The sequence below is a fragment of the Janthinobacterium sp. OK676 genome (assembly GCF_900103595.1).
GTDB lineage: Bacteria > Pseudomonadota > Gammaproteobacteria > Burkholderiales > Burkholderiaceae_D > Janthinobacterium.
Genome location: NZ_FNHA01000001.1, coordinates 602,271 through 619,822 on the forward strand (window position 1 = coordinate 602,271; position 17,552 = coordinate 619,822).

At 65.4% G+C, this 17,552-nt stretch carries 12 protein-coding genes and 1 riboswitch; of the genes, 7 read left to right on the forward strand and 5 right to left on the reverse strand.

All coding sequences use genetic code 11. From position 1 onward, the window contains the following. Positions 1-75 precede the first annotated feature (75 nt). From BLU39_RS02805 to BLU39_RS02825, 5 genes are all read right to left on the reverse strand, one after another. A complete protein-coding gene (locus tag BLU39_RS02805; protein WP_254788865.1) occupies positions 76-1,377 on the reverse strand; it encodes a TolC family protein in 1,302 nt (433 codons plus the stop codon). After that, positions 1,377-2,690 carry an HlyD family type I secretion periplasmic adaptor subunit gene (locus tag BLU39_RS02810; protein ID WP_092709362.1) on the reverse strand — a complete coding sequence of 438 codons (1,314 nt, stop codon included), beginning with the start codon at positions 2,688-2,690 and terminating at the stop codon, positions 1,377-1,379. The genes BLU39_RS02805 and BLU39_RS02810 overlap by 1 nt, the downstream gene beginning before the upstream one ends. Continuing rightward, on the reverse strand, positions 2,687-4,840 hold the full coding sequence (locus tag BLU39_RS02815; protein ID WP_092709365.1) for a type I secretion system permease/ATPase: 2,154 nt from the start codon (positions 4,838-4,840) through the stop codon (positions 2,687-2,689). Before BLU39_RS02815 ends, BLU39_RS02810 begins: the two co-directional genes overlap by 4 nt. 103 nt (positions 4,841-4,943) lie before the next feature. Further along, complete coding sequence (locus BLU39_RS02820; RefSeq protein WP_092709368.1) at positions 4,944-5,615, reverse strand: PEP-CTERM sorting domain-containing protein; 672 nt, start codon at positions 5,613-5,615, stop codon at positions 4,944-4,946. Positions 5,616-5,732: 117 nt separating this feature from the next. Next, a complete protein-coding gene (locus BLU39_RS02825; protein ID WP_175539187.1) occupies positions 5,733-9,227 on the reverse strand; it encodes an SdrD B-like domain-containing protein in 3,495 nt (1,164 codons plus the stop codon). Between the two features lie 394 nt (positions 9,228-9,621). On the opposite strand from BLU39_RS02825, the gene BLU39_RS02830 reads away from it, so the two are divergent. From BLU39_RS02830 to BLU39_RS02860, 7 genes are all read left to right on the forward strand, one after another. Then, on the forward strand, positions 9,622-10,674 hold the full coding sequence (locus BLU39_RS02830; RefSeq protein ID WP_092709374.1) for a hypothetical protein: 1,053 nt from the start codon (positions 9,622-9,624) through the stop codon (positions 10,672-10,674). After that, positions 10,671-12,371, forward strand: coding sequence for a single-stranded-DNA-specific exonuclease RecJ (gene recJ, locus BLU39_RS02835; protein ID WP_092709377.1), 1,701 nt, complete (start codon positions 10,671-10,673; stop codon positions 12,369-12,371). The genes BLU39_RS02830 and recJ overlap by 4 nt, the downstream gene beginning before the upstream one ends. Positions 12,372-12,419: 48 nt before the next feature. Further along, on the forward strand, positions 12,420-12,833 hold the full coding sequence (gene fos, locus BLU39_RS02840) for a fosfomycin resistance glutathione transferase (RefSeq protein ID WP_092709380.1): 414 nt from the start codon (positions 12,420-12,422) through the stop codon (positions 12,831-12,833). Positions 12,834-13,106: 273 nt separating this feature from the next. Further along, a riboswitch (cyclic di-GMP riboswitch) is annotated at positions 13,107-13,193 on the forward strand. An 86-nt stretch (positions 13,194-13,279) separates the two neighbouring features. Next, positions 13,280-15,898 (forward strand): S53 family peptidase, encoded by a 2,619-nt coding sequence (locus tag BLU39_RS02845; RefSeq protein WP_092709906.1) that lies wholly within the window; start codon positions 13,280-13,282, stop codon positions 15,896-15,898. A 142-nt stretch (positions 15,899-16,040) separates the two neighbouring features. Further along, positions 16,041-16,478, forward strand: a complete 438-nt coding sequence (locus BLU39_RS02850) for an antitoxin Xre/MbcA/ParS toxin-binding domain-containing protein (RefSeq protein ID WP_092709383.1) — start codon at positions 16,041-16,043, stop codon at positions 16,476-16,478. Then, positions 16,475-17,188: an RES family NAD+ phosphorylase gene (locus BLU39_RS02855; protein ID WP_092709386.1), complete on the forward strand. Its 714-nt coding sequence runs from the start codon at positions 16,475-16,477 to the stop codon at positions 17,186-17,188. The genes BLU39_RS02850 and BLU39_RS02855 overlap by 4 nt, the downstream gene beginning before the upstream one ends. A 42-nt stretch (positions 17,189-17,230) precedes the next feature. Further along, positions 17,231-17,551 (forward strand): DUF2288 domain-containing protein, encoded by a 321-nt coding sequence (locus tag BLU39_RS02860; RefSeq protein WP_092709389.1) that lies wholly within the window; start codon positions 17,231-17,233, stop codon positions 17,549-17,551. Position 17,552: the final 1 nt, after the last annotated feature.

Consider the following 17,552-nt stretch of genomic DNA (forward strand, 5'->3'; position numbering starts at 1 on the left):
GCGCAGTGTGCCACACAATGGGCATTTCATGCATCAAGTCTGCGTGATCCATGTGTGAAACCGCGCACGCCGGCCCTATTTTCCCTCCTGCGCCAGGCCGAACACGGCCAGCAGCCGCCCCGCCAGCGCATATTGGCGCATCTGCGCCAGGGTCAGACGGTGCAGCTGGTCGCCGCGCCGCTGCTGTATCGTGAAATAGCTGTCGCGCGTCTGGATGACCTGCTGCAGGTTGCGCCGGCCTGCCTCGTACTGGATGGTCCCGCCGCGCACGACGAAGGCCATCTTCTTTTCCTGCTCGTCGAGCAGGGCCAGGGTACGCTGCGCATTGGCGATGCGCGGCAGCATGCTGGCCAGGTCGGCGAGCGTGCCCTGCTCGGCGCGCGCCACGTCCGCCTCGGCCGTCTCGGCGCGGCTGATGCTCTCGTCGCGCTGCGCCAGGCTACCGCCGCCCAGCGGGAATTCCCAACTCACACCCACCGACCAGCCCCGCTGCTGGATGGTCGACGGCGGCGGCGTGGTCTTGTTATTGAGCAGATGGCTGACATTCAGGTCGATTTTGGGGGCCAGGGTGGCCGCCACGCCGCGCACGCGCAGCTGGGCCGCCGCCGCCCGCTCGCGCGCGGCGCGCAACTGCGCGTGCTGCGTATCGGCGTTTTCCAGGGCTTGCGCCGGCAGCGGCGCAAACGCGAAATCGGCAAACTGCGCCACCGGTTCGAAGGCCAGCGCTTCGAGCTTGATGCGCGCCGCCTGCTGGTCCGTCAGCAAGCCATCGTGCACCAGTTCCGCGTCCAGCTGCGAACTTTGCGCCAGTTCGCGGTCCACTTCCGAGGCCTTGCCCAGTTCCGCCTGGCGCGTCACCTGCCGCACCAGGTGCGTCACGTCGCGCAGCCGTTCCTGCGACTGCAGCAGGCTGCGTTCCAGGCGCTGCATGTCGAAATACGCTTCGGCCAGCTTTTCCGCGCTGTCCGCGCGCGCGCGCTCCACGTCGAAGGCGGCGCCCGCCATGTCGCGCTCGGCCGCATCGAGTTCGGCGCGGTCGGCGCCGCCGTTGTACACATTCCAGCGCACGCTCGCCTCCACCTGGTGCGTGCGGCGTTCCACGTCCAGCGCGCCATCGAGGTCCTTGCTGCGTCCCCGCGTCGCCTGCAGCGCCGCCGTCGGGAACAGGCGAGAACGGGCCTGCCTGTAGCGCGCTTCGGTGGTGGCCAGCGCCGCCTGCGCCGCGACCACCTGCGGATCGCGCGGCACGGCACGCGCCAGCAAGGCCGGCAAGCCGCGCGCGGACTGCGCTTGGAAAGCGGCCGGTGGCGTGGACTGTACCGTTTGTGCCTCCGCGTTGGCGCAGGCGAAGGCCATGCAAAGTAAAAAAGTACGCATCACCGCTCCTGCAGGGAAGACTGCAAGCCGCGCAGCACGGGCTTGAACACATATTGCAGCACCGAGCGGCGCCCCGTCAGGATGCCCACGTCGACGGGCATGCCGGGCGTAATCGGCAGCACCTTGCCGTGCGCCGTCAGCTGGCTGCGGTCGGTACTCAGCTGCACCTCGAAATACGGCTCGTTGCGTTCATCGGGAATCGCATCGGCGCCCACGCGCACCACCTGCGCCTGCACGCGTCCATACGTGGTGGCGTCATACGCCAGCACATTGGCCGAGGCGCGCTGCCCCACGTGGATGAAACCGATGTCCGACGGCTTGACGCGCACGGAAATCAGCATTTCCGAATCGGCGGGCACGATTTCCAGGATAGGCTTGCCCGGCTGCGCCACGCCGCCTACCGTCGCCACCAGCACGCGGTTGACGACGCCGTCGACGGGCGCCGTCACGTCGCGCCGGCTCACCTGATCCTGCTGGCCCTTGACGGTACTGGCCAGGGCGCCGGCCTTGGTTTCATATTCGCTGCGCTGGGCGCCCCACTGGCCGCGCATGCGCGCTTCCACTTCGCCAGCCTGCGCCTGCGCCTCGGCCAGGGTGGCCGCCAGGCGCGGCACGGAGGCGCGCAGGCCGTCGAGTTCCGTGCGCTGCTGCTGCACGCGCTGCTGGGCATTCAGGTAGTCGCCGCGCGAACCGGCGCCCTCCTTGAACAGGCGCTCTTCGATCGACAGGCTTTCCAGCGCGATTCTCAAGCCCGTGTCCAGCTGGGCGATGCGGCTGTGCGCCTCGGCCAGCTCGCCGCGCCGGCGCCTCACGCCTTCGCGCGCGGCCGCCGTGGCCGACGCGAACTCGCGCTGGCCGTCGCGCCACAACTGCGTTTCCTTGGCGATCAGCTCGGGCGCCTCCTGCTGCCATTCCAGCGCAAACCGGGGAGTGCCGCCGGACAGCAGCGCGTCGAGACGCGCCCTGCCCGCCAGCGCGGCCAGGCGGTTTTGCACGCTGGCGCCCAGGTTGGCGTCGTACTGGGCCGTGTCCAGGCGCAGCAGCAAGTCGCCGCGGCGCACGCGCTGGCCCGGTTTCACGAGCATGTCGCGCACGATGCCCCCTTCCAGGCTTTGCACTTCCTGCAGGTGCGACGGCGGCGTGATGGCGCCACGGCCATGCACGGACACGTCGAGCTGTGCAAAGGTGGCCCAGGCCAGCACCAGTACCAGCAATACGGCGATCAGCGCCAGCATGCGGATGACGATGGTCTGCGGTTCGCGTTCCGGGTCCGGGTGGGCCGCCGGCAGCGGGCGGGCGTTCAGGGCGCTCATGCCGCCACTCCCTGTTCCGCCGCAGGCCTGGCCGCCTGGCTGTTCAACACGCGCATGACCTCATCGCGCGGGCCGTCGGCCACGATGCGCCCCTTGTCGAAGACGATCAGGCGGTCCACCAGCGCCAGCATGGCCATGCGGTGGGTGACCAGCACGATGGTCGTGTCTTTCAAGGTGCGCAGCCGGCCGATCAAGCGCTGCTCGGTGGCCGGGTCGAACATGCTGCTCGGCTCATCGAGCAGCAGCATGGGCGGTTTCGCGAGCAGGGCGCGGGCCATGGCCACGGCTTGCCGCTGGCCGCCGGACAGGCGTTCGCCCCGCTCGCCCACTTCCGTCGCCACGCCGTTGGGCAGCTGGGTGATGATGTCGTCGAGGCAGGCCAGGCGGATGGCATCGAGCAGGCTGGCGTCGCCGGCCTGGCTGCGTCCCAGTTCGATGTTCTCGCGCAGGGTACCGTGGAACAGTGTCACGTCCTGCGGCACGTAGCCGATCTGGCGGCGCAGGCTCAAGGGTTCGAGCTGGGTGCTGGCCAGGTCGTCGAACAGCACGCTGCCGCTTTGCGGGCCGTACTGATTCAGCAGCAAGCGCAGCAAGGTGCTCTTGCCGGAACCGAGCTTGCCGATCACGCCGACCCGTTCGCCGGGACGGATCTGCAAATTGAGTTTATCGAGCAGCGGCGGCGAATTCGGATAGGCAAAGCCCACGTCGCGAAATTCGATGCGCCCGGACAGGGGCGGCGCCTGCAGGCTGGCCGCGTCGTCATCGGTCGGCGCTTCCATGATTTTATTCAGGGCGTGGTAGGACAATTTGGTTTGCTCCCAGCGCATGATCAAGCCCGCGATCTGGCTCACGGGCGCCAAGGCGCGACCCGTCAGCATGCTCACGGCGATGATCTGGCCCAGGGTCAGCAGGTGCTCGCCCATCAGCAAGGCGCCCGTGGCCACCACGGCCACGCCGGACAGTGCCAGCACGGCCGTGTTGATGTAATTGACACGGCTGACGATTTCACGCGTCTCGACGCTGTTGGCGGCGATGGCCACCGTCAGGCTTTCCCATTTGCGCCGGCTCCACGCTTCGGCGCCCAGCGCCTTGATCGTGTCGAGACCATTCATGGTTTCAAACAGGTGCGCCGTGCGCTGCGCGCTTTCCTGCATCGAGGCGGCCACGTGGCGCGCCAGCGCCGCGCGCGAGGCAAAGGCGACCAGCAGCAAAATCGGGATGACGGCCAAGGGCACGAGCACGAGCCAGCCGCCCACCAGGGCGATCACCAGCAGGAACAGCAGCAAGAACGGCAAGTCGCCCAGGGTCGTCAGGGTGGTCGAAGCAAAGAATTCGCGCACGGATTCGAAATCGCGCACGGTATTGGCCAGGGTGCCGCCGGAAGCGGGCCGGCTGGCCGCGCGCAGGCGCAGGCACTGGGCAAAGATGTTCGACGACAGCGCCACGTCCATGCGGCGCGACGCCGTTTCCACCAGTTCGCCGCGCAGCAGGCGCAGGGCCAGCTCAAAGCCCGTCAGCACCACGACGGCGATCGTCAGCACCCACAGGCTGGACGTGGCATTGTTCGGGATCACGCGGTCATACACGGCCATCGCATAGAACGGCAGCAGCGCGCCGATGATATTGAGCACCAGGGTGCCCAGCAGGGCCCAGCGGAAGACCCAGCGGTTGCGGTTGAAGACATCCCAGAACCAGCGCCCCGCCACCGGCATGCTGTAGAGCAAGCTGCGCTGGTCGAAAAACAGCAGGGGCCGCACGGCCACCCAGCGTCCGCCGGGCACTTCCTGCGCCAGCGCGGCCGCGTCCAGCCAGGCGCTGCCTTCGATGCCGGGCACGTGGCATTCATATTTACCACCGGCAATAGACAGTATCACCAGCGCCTGCCCTTCCCCGTTGAGCAGCAAGGCCGGCATTTCCGTCGGACGGCGCGGCTTTTCTGGGGGCAGCGCCGTGCCGGCCAGGGTGGCTTGCGCCAGCGCCTGGTCGAGGAAATCGGTGGCGGCCGGGCTGGCCTGGGCCGCCACGCTGGCGCGCAGGCGCTCGGCCTGCACGGCCACGCCGAAAAAGCGCGCGAGGAAGACGATGGCCTCGGCGAGCGCATCGGTGGACATGCCGGCGGAAGCGGTGGAAGTGTCGGGGGGTGGGGTCATGATGGATTCACAATAAAACACTGCGGCGCGCCGGTCGGGCGCGCCGCAGCGGGAATGCCATCGCTTGCGCGATGAGCGATGAGTAATGATTAATGAGTAATAATTAACTCAGCGCGGAAGCGCCCTTGCGGCGGCGCGCCATGAAGCCCAGCAGGCCCAGGCCCGCGACCAGCATGGCCCAGGTTTGCGCTTCCGGCACCGGCGACACGGAAAGCAGGGTTTGCGAAGCCGGGTTGACGCTGCTCAAGCTGGTGTAGCTGTACAGGTTCTTGATGGCGCCGTTGCCCGTGGCCACGCCCAGCATGGTGTTGGCCTGGCTGACGACGGCATTGCTCAGGTTTTTGAAGCGCAGGTCGCCCGTCAGCAAGTTCGTGTTGTCGTTATTCAATTCCCACAGGGCCAGCTGGAAGGCGGCGGCGCTGTTGGCGCTGGTCGACACATTCGCGATGGACGAGGCGTAATAACCTTCATACAGGCGCTTGACGGAGTCGCTGGCGGCAAAGGCGCCGCTGCTGTAGCTGTTCGAGCTGTTGCTCAATGCGACATGGGGATCGAGGCAGAATGCGAGGAAGGTGTTGCTGTCGTATTTGACTTCCCACAAGGTCGGCGAGATGGCGTTGCCCGAGCCGAAGGCGCCACCGGCCGCCGTAAACAGGCTGACGCTGTGCGAATCGACGACTTGCAGGTTGGAGGCGGCCAGGGCGCTGCCGCTGGCCAGGGCGAAGGTGGCGGCGGCGATGGCGCCGCGGACGAACAGGTGCATGGATTGTTTCATCGTGGTTTTCCTATTTCTGTTATCAAGTGTGGAGAAAAGCGTGGAAAAACGCCGGCGCCCCGTGACGGGCGCGCCGGTGCGGTATTGCCGGGCAGGATTACGGGCCGGCAAAGGACATCAGGCAGCCATTTCCTGGGGCTGGACATGCGCGTGGGCCATGGCGCGGCGCAAGAGGTCGGCCATCTCGCACTGGGCCTGGGCCTCCGCTGCCGGAGCGGCGGCCACCGTGGTCACCGTGCCGTCCTGGCCCAGCACCACGTCGAGCGTGCTGTCGTCGCGCAGCAGGTCGGCCATGCTCGGCAAGGCCACGCCGGCGGCCGCCGCATCCTTGGCGTCGACGTTGAAATACACGTCCGTCATGTCGACCGACTTGCCGTCGGCCAGGTTGGCGCTGCTGCGTTCAAGGTGCAAATTGCTGTTGGCGTCGAGGAACGGCAATTCCGTGTAGCTGACCGTCAAGCTGGCCACGCCGGCGTCGTGCATGGACATCAGCTCGCCATCGTCCGTCACGCCGTTGCTGTTGGCATCGCGCCAGATGCGCAGTTCGGCGAACTTGTCATCGTGCGCATCGACCGCGCCGTCGTGGTTCGAGTCATGGCTCGACAGCTTGGCAAAGCCCGTGCCCTTCTCGTTGCCGCCGAACAGTTCCGAGATATTATCGATCTTGCCATTGCCATTGCTGTCGATGGCCAGCAAGCCATCCTGGGCCGAGACCCAGCCCGTCTGGATGGCGCTGCCCGTACCCAGCAAGTCGAAGCTGCCGTGGAAATCGGCACGGGCGATCGTGTGCACGCCGTCGCCGTTGAGGTCGATGACGATGGGCGTGATGGCCGCATCCCAGCTCATGTCGTTCTGGCCCGACGCCAGTTTCAGGATGTCCGTGTAGACCACGTTGGACGTCGTGCCATTGCTGTTGACGTCCGAATCGATGTTGTCGTTCATGCCCACGTTCTTCGCGCCCCACTTCCACGTATCCATGGCGTAGCCCGCGTGATACACGCCCGACTTGTCGAATTTGAGCGAATAGCTGCCCGGATCGAGGTTGCTGAACAGGTAGTTGCCGTAGGCATTCGTGTAGGTGGTGGCCAGCAGCGCGCCGCTGCCCGAGTACAGCTGCACCTTGATGTTGGCGATGCCTGCCTCGTTGTAGTCCTGCACGCCGTCATGGTCGGCGTCGCGCCACACCTTGTCGCCCAGGCTGGCCTTGCGGTAGATGCCCGCATCCCAGCTCATGTCGTTCTGGCCGGCGGCCAGGTTGATCAGGCCCGAGCGCCCCGTGCTGACATCGACGTCGGAATCGGCCGTGTCAACGCCCACATTGGCCTTCGTGTAATAAAAGCCCGATGGACGGATGACTTCGACCTTGTAGCCGCCGGCCGCCAGTTCGCTGAACAGGTAATTGCCGCTGGCATTCGTCGTCGTCGTGGCGATGACCTGGTTGTACGCATTGAGCAGGTTGACTTTCACGCCCGCCACGCCCAGTTCGCCCGCCTCCTGCACGCCGTTGTAGTTCTTGTCTTCCCATACGCGGTCGCCGATGGATGCCGTGTTCAGTTTCACCAGGCCCGCATCCCAGTCCAGCTGCACGTCGCCCGACTTCAGGGTAGCCCACGTGGTGGTCAAGCCGGTGGCCGGATTGACGTCCGAATCGGTGGCGTAACCGCCGATATCGGCCTTGGTGAAGCCGTAGCCGGCCGGCGGCACGAAGCCCAGGTAATAATTGCCGGGGACCAAGTTGCTGAACAAATAGTTACCGCTGGCATCCGTGGTGGCGCTGGCCACGACGGCGCCTTGCGCGTTATACAGGCTGACTTTCACGCCACAAACGCCCGCCTCGCCCGCATCCTGCGTGCCGTTGCCGTTCGCGTCGAACCACACGCGGTCGCCGATGGACGCCGTCTTGTACAGGCCCGCGTCAAGGTCCTTGTAGTTCTGGCCGGCAGCCACCGTCACCTGGCCGCTGTTGCCCAGCGTATTGATGTCGCTGTCGAGTGCATCGTTGCCGCCCGCATCCTTGACCGTCGCCAGATAGCCGGCCGGCGCGACGACGGCGATCGAGTACGTGCCAGGATCGACATTGAAGTTGTAATAGCCGGTGGCGTCCGTCACGGTCGAACCGATGACGCTGCCAGCCGCGTTTTTCAACTGCACGGTGACGCCGACTATGCCGGACTCGCCCGCATCCTGGATGCCGTTCGCGTTGCTGTCGTGCCAGACCCGATCGCCCAGGGTGGCTGGCAAGGCGACGATGCCGGCGTCCACGCTGTGATTGCTGTCGCCCGAGGCCAGCAGCACTTGGGCCGTGCGGCCGTCGGCATTCGCGTCCGAGTCACGCTGATCGTCGCCGCCCTGGTCCTGGCCCGTGAAGGCGTAGCCGGCTGGCAAGGTGGTTTTATCGAACTGTACGCTGTAGGCGCCCGGTTTCAGGTTCGTGAACAGGTAGTTGCCGTTCGCATCCGTGATGAGCGGGCTGCCGACGGCGTTGCCCGATGCATCGAGCAAGGTCACTTTCACGCCTGCGGCGCCCGCTTCACCGGCGTCCTGCACGCCGTTCTTGTTCGTATCGAACCAGACCCGGTCGCCCAGCTCGGCCGTGCGGTACAGGCCCGCATCGAGGGTCAGGTTGGTTTCGCCCGGCGCCAGGGTGACGGGCGCCATCTTGCCGGCCGCATCGATATTGCTGTCCTTGGCCGTGTCGCCGCCCTGGTTCGCTGCCGTCGGCACGTAGCCGGCGGGCGCCACCACGGTCACCGAATAGGTGCCCGGATTGACGTCGAAGTGGTAGCCGCCGCTGGCGTCCGTCGTGGTGGAAGCGACCACGTTGCCAGCCGTATCCTTCAATTGCACGACGACATTGGCGATGCCTGCCTCGCCCGCGTCCTGCACGCCGTTGGCGTTCTTGTCTTCCCACACGAAATCGCCGAGGTGGGCCATCGGCACCTTGAAGGTCAGGTAATGGGGCGCCAGGCTCAGGTCTTGCGCATTGCAGCCGGCCGTGCCGCCGTCATCGCGCACCTTGAAACCGAGGTCGAAGTCGCCGGCGACGGTTTGGCTCGGCACGAAGACCAGATGGCCCGCGCGGATGTCGTCGATGGAGACTTCCGTCCCCACCGCGACGGCCACGCCGTTCAACAAGACCTGGCCCGCCGTGGTGGTATTGGTGATGACGATGGACTTGAAGCCGTCGTGCTCGACATCGTCGTGGAAACCGAAATCGCTTTCGCTCAGCACGACGCTGGCACCGTCAACCAGAGTGAAGGTCTTGTCGGCAGCATCGGGCGCGTCATTGACGGGGTCGATGATGACTTGCAAGCTCAGCTGGACGATGTCGCCATTGCCCTTGTCGATCGTCACCTCGATGGTCGAGAAGCTGCCATTGTAGTTGGCGGCCCAGTCGCCGGGACGCACGTACACGGTGTCCGCGTCGAGCATGCCGAACAGGGGCGTGTTGACGGTCGATTCGGTATCGTCCGGCAACAAAACCGTGAAATTCTTGATATTGAGTTCGCCTTGCACCGAGTAGCCGGCCTGTATCAGCAGGTCGCGGATATCGAAATCCTTGTTGATGTCTTCGCAGACGTGGACCGTGGTCGACAGGTTATAGGTAGTCATGCGACCTCCTGACGGCATGCCACGGCGGCTGCAGGAGCGGAAATACGGTGGGCCAGGGCGCGATCAGCCTGGCCGCGCAAAGCGGCGAATGTATACATGGGTGGGCTTCCAAGAAGGGACTTGTTTAAAAAATGAAGCCGGCAGATCTTGTATACGGTTTCGAGGGACACAGGAGCCAGACGACGCAACCACGCAGCAGGGGGGGTGATTGTATTTCTGATATTTAAGTTGTCGCAATTATATCCACTATCTTTTCAAAAGCAAATTATTTTCCATTAATATCGATAAAATTTTTATAATTCTTTGCGCATGTCCGGCGCGCATCTGTCGCCATCGCAGGCCTGAAAAGCGATACGCCTTTTCGGCCCGCACCACAATCGCCTACAATCTCGGGATGAATCAACTTACCCTCGTCCTGCCCTTCGCCTTGCCCAATGCCGAACTGGCTGCCGACCTGCTCAAGGTCTTGCAGGCGCCCGCCCTGGCGGCGCTGCTGTCGCGCAGCTCCACTTGCAATTTGGAAACTTTTGACAATGCCAACCGCCTGCTGCCGCATGAAGCGTGGCTGGCGCACGCCTTGGGCCTGTCGCCCGCGCCCAACGGCGAGGCGGCGCGAGCGGCCTTCGCCGCCCAGGCCATGCGCGGCTACGGTCTCGCGCCGGAACCGGGCGCACGCTATTTCCTGCTGCATCCGGCCCATTTGGCCGTTGCCCGCACGCACATCAGCATGGAAGAGCTGCGCCAGCTCCAGCTGAGCGAAGCGGATGGCCGCACCCTGTTCGAGACGGCGCGTCCGTATTTCGACGAGATCGGCCAGCCCCTGTCGTATGGCGACGCGGGCACCTGGTTCATGCGCGCCGATGCCTGGTCCGACTTGCAGTGCGCCACGCCCGATGGCGCCACCACGCAAGACCTGTCCGTGTGGATGCCGGAAGGCGAGCACGCGCGCGCCGCGCGACGCCTGCAGAACGAAGTGCAGATGCTGTGGCACGAGCATCCCGTCAATATGGCGCGCGAAGAACGGGGCTTGAAAGCCATCAACACCTTCTGGATCTGGGGCGGGAGCCTGGCCAAGGCGGAAGCTGTGCGCTGCGCGGCCAGCCTGCATGTGGCGAATGCGCCCGGCTGGCTTGCCGCGCTGGCGGAACCGGCGCAGCGCGATGCCAATCCAAACAGTGTGCTGGCCAGCACGCAGGACGCGATCGTCGTGCTGGACGGCTTGACCGAAGCGGCGCAGGCGCAGGAATGGGGCATGTGGCTGCAACAGTTGCAAGCGCTGGAAGCGGACTGGTTCGCGCCCCTGCTGGCGGCCCTCAAGGATGGCCGCCTGGGCCAGTTGCGCCTGGTGCTGAGCCACCGCGACGCCTGGCTCGATTGCACCACCAGCAAGCACGCGCAGCGCAAATTCTGGCGCGCGATTACCCTGAACAAGTTGAAAGCATCATGACCCGTACCCGCATCGCCACCCGTCCCTGCCCCTACCGCGAATCCGAATTGCTGCGCCAGGGCGGCATCCACCCCGTGCTGGCCCGCTTGTACGCGTCGCGCGGCCTGTCCGACGCGAAAGAACTTTCGATCGAGCCGAAAGACTTGATACCGCCATCGGGATTGCTGCACATCGGTGCGGCCGGCGTCTTCCTGGCCGACGCGATTGCCGCCAAGAAACGCATGGTCATCGTGGCCGACTACGATTGCGACGGCGCCACCGCCTGCGCCGTGGCCATACGCGGCTTGCGCGCCATGGGCGCCGACGTCGATTTCATCGTGCCCAACCGTTTTGAATACGGCTATGGCCTGACGCCGGAAATCGTCGAGCTCACTGCCCGCGAAAAATCGCCCGACATCATCATCACCGTCGACAATGGCATCGCCAGCATCGACGGCGTGGCCGAAGCGAACCGGCGCGGCATCCAGGTGGTCGTCACCGACCACCATTTGCCGGCCGACACCCTGCCCGACGCGGCCGTCATCGTCAACCCGAACCAGCCCGCCTGCGGTTTTCCGTCGAAGCATCTGGCGGGCGTGGGCGTCGTGTTCTACGTGCTGCTGGCCCTGCGCGCGGAACTGCGCCGGCGCGGCGCGTTCGATGCGCAAACGCAACCCAAGCTCGACAATCTGCTCGACCTGGTGGCCCTGGGCACGGTGGCCGACGTCGTGCGTCTCGATACGAACAACCGCATCCTCGTCGCGCAAGGTCTCAAACGCATGCGCAAGGGCAATATGCACGCGGGCGTGGCCGCCCTGTTCCGCGTGGCGGGCCGCGAAGCGCGCAGCGCCACGCCGTTCGACCTGGGCTTCGCGCTGGGTCCGCGCCTGAATGCGGCCGGGCGCCTGCAAGACATGTCCCTGGGCATCGAATGCCTGGTCACGGACGACGAAGGCCGCGCCTGGGCGCTGGCGCAGCAACTGAACGACATCAATTTGAAGCGCCGCGAAATCGAGGCGGAAATGCAGGATACGGCCCTGCTGCACCTGGACACGTTCGAGCCGGCCAACAGCAGCACCATCAGCGTGTTTGATGCATCGTGGCACCAGGGCGTGATCGGCATCGTGGCCTCGCGCCTGAAAGAAAAATTCTACCGCCCGACCATCACGTTCGCGCCCGGCGCGGACGGCTGGATCAAGGGTTCGGGCCGCTCGATTCCCGGCTTCCACATGCGCGACGCGCTCGACCTCGTGTCGAAACGGGCGCCTAGCCTGATCGACAAGTTCGGCGGCCACGCCATGGCGGCGGGCTTGACCATCCGCGCCGACGCTTTCGACGCGTTCTCGAAGGCCTTCGAAGCCGTGGGCCAGGCCTGGCTCAGCCAGCAACAGCTGGAACGGGTCGTGGAAACGGACGGCCCGCTGGAAGACGCGTATTACACGACGGCTTTCATCGAGCTGATGGATGGCCAGGTGTGGGGCCAGGGCTTCGCCCCGCCCGTCTTCTGCGACGAATTCCGCGTCGTCAGCCAGCGCATCTTGAAAGAGCGCCACTTGAAACTGCTGCTGGAAAAGAACGGCGTGCGCTTCGACGCCATCTGGTTCGGCCACACGGACGCCTTGGGCGAACGCACGCGCGTGGCCTTCCGGCTCGATGCGAATGAATACAATGGCACGACGAAAGTGCAGTTGATGGTGGAGCACGCCGAACCTGTCTGATGGTAGCTGCCCAAACCCATCGCTCACCTTCCTGACACCTTCCAGCCCATGCTGACCGGCCTGAACCACCTCACCCTGTCCGTGCGCGACCTCGCGCGCAGCATCGTCTTTTACCGCGACACGCTGGGTCTACGCCTGCATGCGCGCTGGGACAGGGGCGCGTATCTGTCTGCAGGGGAGCTGTGGCTATGCCTGTCGCTGGACGGGCAAGGAACGGCTGCGCTGGCCAGCCCCGCGTACACGCATTACGCGTTTTCCATTTCCCAGCAAGACTTCCCCGCCTTTGCCGCCCGCCTGCGCGCCGCCGGCGTGCCCGAATGGCAGCAAAACCGCAGCGCCGGCGATTCCCTGTATTTTCTCGATCCGGACGGCCACCAGCTGGAAGCCCATGCGGGCAGCCTGGCGCAGCGGCTGGCAGCCTGCCGCGCAGCGCCGTATCAGGGCATGGTGTTCGAGGATTGAAGCTGGCAACAGCGCATATTCAATAAATTCGTCAAATTCATTATATCTCAAAAAAACAAGCACCGTGGCTGTGAAAAAACACTGTCATGCATCGATACACCCCTGATAACCTTGCTTTTAAGACTTAATGAAGCTGACAAGATTCCATTCAGCAATAGGCGAACTCACCACATTTTATTGCAAAAATAAAAATATTAATTTAAAATAGTTAACACTTATTTGGCAAATTCACTAGAATTGATAACGCATCAGGAAGTTCCGATGATGCATGATCAGTTTTGAGGGCAAACCCGTCGAAAGGCGGGGACGCAAAGCCACCGGCCTACCGCGCGCAAGCGCCACGGTAGCGGGGCTGCCAATGTGCAGGACCGGGACCGCCGGCGCGCGGGACCGAGCCTGGATGCATTGTCGAGATGTGGCCCTCGCCCAACTCGGAGAGTTTCGCCATGAAAAAATTCATTCCCCCGCATCCCCGTCATGGGCGCCTGCTGCTGGGCGCCTCCGCCGCCCTCCTGCTGGCCGCTTGCGGTCCCGGCCAGGAAACTTCGGCGCCGCCCGCCGCCATCGCCACGGCCGCGACACAGTTCAGTGTCGAGGTGCCCGTCATCCCCGTCGCCGTTGGGGCGCTGGTGGCGCAACCGATGTTCCATGCGGCCCCCACCCTGCTCGATGCGCCTGACGGGCGCGACAACGCCAACAGCAGCGGCTCGGCCCATTGGCGCCCGCACATGCAGCGCGTGCCCCGTGCCATGGCGAACATGGCCACGCGGCGCCTGACGGCGCAGAGAATCGCCGCGGCGGAACAGGCGGCACAAGACCTCTCGCCGCTGCTCGATGGCGGCGCGAGCGACAGCGCCGCGCCCATGGCCGGCAGCAGCGTGGTCGCCACCTACTCTCCCGCGCAAATCCGCGCCGCCTACGACCTGCCGGCCCTGCCGACGGCGGGCACGGCGCTGACGGCGGCCCAGGCGGCACAACTGGGTGCAGGACAGACGATCTACATCGTCGACGCCATGCACAACCCGAACGCGGCCGCCGAACTGGCCATCTTCAACCAGAAATTCGGCTTGCCCGGCTGCACCACCAAGGCCATCGCCACGAATGCCGCCCTGCCCTTGCCGCCGGCACCGGCCAGCGGTTGCGAATTTTCCGTCGTGTACAACACGCCATCGAGCACGATGACGGCCACCGCGCCTGCCTATAACTCGGGCTGGGCCATGGAAATCGCGCTCGACGTGCAATGGGCGCATGCCACGGCCCCGCTGGCGCGCATCGTGCTGATCGAGGCGCCCGACGCTTCCATCAACAGCCTGCTGGGCGCCGTGCGCCTGGCCAACCTGATGGGCCCTGGCGTCGTCTCGATGAGTTTTGGCGCCGCCGAAGGCAACTGGACGGCTTCCGTCGACAGCGCCTTCACGGGCAAGAACATGAGTTACCTGGCCGCCACGGGCGACTCGGGCAGCGGCGTTTCCTGGCCCTCCGTGTCGCCCAACGTGCTGGCCGTGGGCGGCACCACGCTCAGCTACAGCGGCAGCGGCGTGCGCAGCGAAGCGGCCTGGTCCGGCACGGGCGGCGGCATCAGCGCCTACACGGCATTGCCCAGCTACCAGACGGTGAGCGTGCCCGGCCTGACCAACCTGCTGCGGCGCAACGTGGCCGACGTGGCCTTCAATGCCGACCCCGCCACGGGCCAGTACACGGCCGTGATGGCGCAAGGCAGCAGCACCGCCAGCTGGCTCAGCATCGGCGGCACCAGCCTGTCCACGCCGCAATGGGCCGGCCTCGTCGCCATCGCCAACGCCAGCCGCGCGCTGCAGGCCAAGACGGCGCTCGGCTTGCCGCACAGCATGCTGTACGGCCAGATCGCCACCGTGCCCGGCACCTTTGCCAGCAGCTTTGCCGACGTCACGCGGGGCAGCAACGGCACTTGCAGCGTGTGCACGGCCAGGATCGGCTATGACCCGCTGGGCGGCCTGGGCACGCCGAACGTGAAGAGCCTGCTGGCCAGCCTGTCGGGCACGCAGATCGCACCGGCCGCTCCCGTGGTGGCGCCGGCCAGCATCAGCGGCACGGCCGGCAAGCCGCTGTCGTTCACCGTGGCGGCCAGCGCAGCCAATCCTCTCGGCTACACCATGCTGGGCGCGCCGGCCGGCATGAGCATCGCCGCCACGGGCGTGGTCAGCTGGACCGCCCCCGTCGCGGGCACGTATGCCGTGACCATGGTGGCCAGGGACACCGTCAGCGGTCTCAGCGGCCAGGGCGTGTACAGCATCGTCATCGCCCCCGTCGCGCCGCCCGTCGTCGCCGCCGGCGCCATCACGGGCAAGGTTGGCACGGCCCTGGCGTTCAATGTCAGCGTCACGGCCGCCAACCCGGTCAGCTACGCGCTCGCCGGCGCGCCGGCCGGCATGGCCATCAGCAGCGCCGGCCTCGTGAGCTGGGCAGCGCCCGTGGCCGGCACCTATGCCGTCACCGTGACGGCCACGGACAGCAAGACTGGCCTCAGCGGCAAGGGTCTCTACACTGTCGCCATCGCCGCCCCGCTGCCGCCCGTGGTGACAGTCGCCAGCGTCAGCGGCAAGCCGGGCGTGGCCCTGTCGTTCACGGCCACGACGGTGGCGCCCAATCCCGTCGCCTACAGCCTGTCGGGCGCGCCGTCGGGCATGGCCGTCAATGCCGCCGGCGTCGTCAGCTGGGCCAGCCCCGTGCTGGGCAGCTACAACGTGACCGTCATCGCCAAAGATAGCAAGACGGGCTTGACGGGCCAGGCCGTGGCCGCGGTGAAGATCGCCGCCGCCGGTCCCACGATCACTGCCGCGGCCATGACGGGTGTGGCGGGCAAGACCCTGAGCGGCAGCATCGTGCTGACGGCAGCCGGCGCGAACAGTTTGTGGATCTCGATCACCGGCGCGCCGCTGGGCATGCAGTTCTCCATGAGCGGCATGACCATCACGGCCACCTGGCCGCAGCCGGTGGCTGGCAACTATGCGCTGAAGGTCGTGGCACTGGACAATAACGGCTTGACGGCGCAACTGAACCTGCCGGTCACCGTCACGGCACGATAAGCCGACCCGGCCAGCCGGCCGACGGGGCGCACGGGGACGATGTCCTGGTGCGCCCCTTTTTCATGTGCGCGTCCATTGCAACAAGTCCTGAAAAGGAGTATAAATAGTCCTTAAACAGAGTTTTATTGAAGGACATATCATCATGAATCTCGCTTACGCCTATCCCAAGAGCCGCTTCGAGCCGGCCGTGCTCGTCGACCTGAATGCCAAAGCCGAGCGCGAACGATTGTCGCAGGCGGCCCTGAAGGGGTTTTTCAAGCTGGCCGCCGCCTGGAAACTGCGCGACGACGATGCGCGCGAATTGCTGGGCGGCCTGTCCAGCAGCGCTTATTACGAGTGGAAGAAGCACCCGGACCGCGTGCTGGAAGTGGACCGCATCACGCGTATTTCCTATTTGCTGGGCATTTATAAAGCCCTGCACATCCTGTATGGCGACAAGCTGGCCGACGAATGGGTCGGTTTGCCCAACAAGAATCCGATCTTTGGCGGGCGCACGCCGCTGTCGCAAATGCTGGCCGGCGGCTTGCTGGCCATGCAGACGGTGCGCAAGCTGCTCGATGCGCGCCGCGGGGGACTATGATCGTGCCGACTACGCCGCAAGCACACCTGCCGCCGCTGACCGCGCTGCGCCAGATCGACACCTGCCGCCTGATCCCGTCGCGCTTCGCCGACATGGAAGACTCCGTGCTGGCGCCCTTGGCCGAGGATGACGATCACCTGCGCGAGCTGTTCGAGCTCGATAACGCCACCAACGCCCGCCTGGTGGCGGAGTACGGCGGCGCACCAGGAATTGGCGTGGACGAGCTGGTTTTTGGCGTGCCGCACTTTCGCATCATCAACGCCGCGTACACCTATGCCCGGCCGGAAGGGGCGCGTTTCAACGATGGCGAACGGGGCGCCTGGTATTGCGCCTTCGACATGAAAACGGCGCTGGCCGAGATCATTTTCCACAAGACAGTGGAATACCAGGAAATCGACTATTTCGACGACAGCGTCAGCTACCAATCGCTGCTGGCCGATTTCTCCGCCAGCTTCCACGACTTGCGCGGCCAGGAGCGCTATACGGCCTGCCTGGACCCGGCCAGCTACATCGCCTCGCAAGACCTGGCCGCCATCCTGCTCGAGGCCGGTTCCATGGGCATCATCTTCCCCAGCACCCGGCTGGCGGGCGGCACCAACCTGGCCTGCTTCCGCCCTGCCCTCGTGGGCAATGTTCGCAAAGGCGTCGCCTATCGGTTAACATGGCAGGGTACGCCGACGCCGCGCGTGGAAGCCCTCCCGGGCAAATAAACCGCGCGCATCGACACCCGACTCACCGCAACCTGATCTCACATGCAAACCAATCCTGAAAAAGACACCGAACTGCGCCTCAAAGTAAACAGCGAAACGGCCCGCCTGGCCTGGAGCGAGCTGGAAAAGCACTTCGCCCAAGGCAATGTCGTCTGGGTCGCCAATGAACTGGACCTCGTCGAAGTGGCCGTGCGCATCTCGCACGACGACAAGGCCACCATCACGCAATGGATGGTCGACGGCAAAGTAGCCAAAGTCTCCGACCAGCAGGCGCTGGACTGGCAGGCCGCCGATAGCTCGCTATGGGCCGTCGTCGTCAGCCCGTTCATTCTGGTGCAGCAGGAAAAGCCGACGAAACACTGAT

Excerpts from the sequence above, each read along its gene's own strand:
- BLU39_RS02820 (WP_092709368.1), bottom strand. The coding sequence starts at position 5,615 with ATGAAACAATCCATGCACCTGTTCGTCCGCGGCGCCATCGCCGCCGCC.
- fos (WP_092709380.1), top strand. The coding sequence starts at position 12,420 with ATGCTGACCGGCCTGAACCACCTCACCCTGTCCGTGCGCGACCTCGCG.
- BLU39_RS02850 (WP_092709383.1), top strand. The coding sequence starts at position 16,041 with ATGAATCTCGCTTACGCCTATCCCAAGAGCCGCTTCGAGCCGGCCGTG.
- BLU39_RS02855 (WP_092709386.1), top strand. The coding sequence starts at position 16,475 with ATGATCGTGCCGACTACGCCGCAAGCACACCTGCCGCCGCTGACCGCG.
- BLU39_RS02845 (WP_092709906.1), top strand. The coding sequence starts at position 13,280 with ATGAAAAAATTCATTCCCCCGCATCCCCGTCATGGGCGCCTGCTGCTG.
- BLU39_RS02825 (WP_175539187.1), bottom strand. The coding sequence starts at position 9,227 with ATGACTACCTATAACCTGTCGACCACGGTCCACGTCTGCGAAGACATC.
- BLU39_RS02860 (WP_092709389.1), top strand. The coding sequence starts at position 17,231 with ATGCAAACCAATCCTGAAAAAGACACCGAACTGCGCCTCAAAGTAAAC.
- recJ (WP_092709377.1), top strand. The coding sequence starts at position 10,671 with ATGACCCGTACCCGCATCGCCACCCGTCCCTGCCCCTACCGCGAATCC.
- BLU39_RS02805 (WP_254788865.1), bottom strand. The coding sequence starts at position 1,377 with ATGCGTACTTTTTTACTTTGCATGGCCTTCGCCTGCGCCAACGCGGAG.
- BLU39_RS02810 (WP_092709362.1), bottom strand. The coding sequence starts at position 2,690 with ATGAGCGCCCTGAACGCCCGCCCGCTGCCGGCGGCCCACCCGGACCCG.
- BLU39_RS02830 (WP_092709374.1), top strand. The coding sequence starts at position 9,622 with ATGAATCAACTTACCCTCGTCCTGCCCTTCGCCTTGCCCAATGCCGAA.
- BLU39_RS02815 (WP_092709365.1), bottom strand. The coding sequence starts at position 4,840 with ATGACCCCACCCCCCGACACTTCCACCGCTTCCGCCGGCATGTCCACC.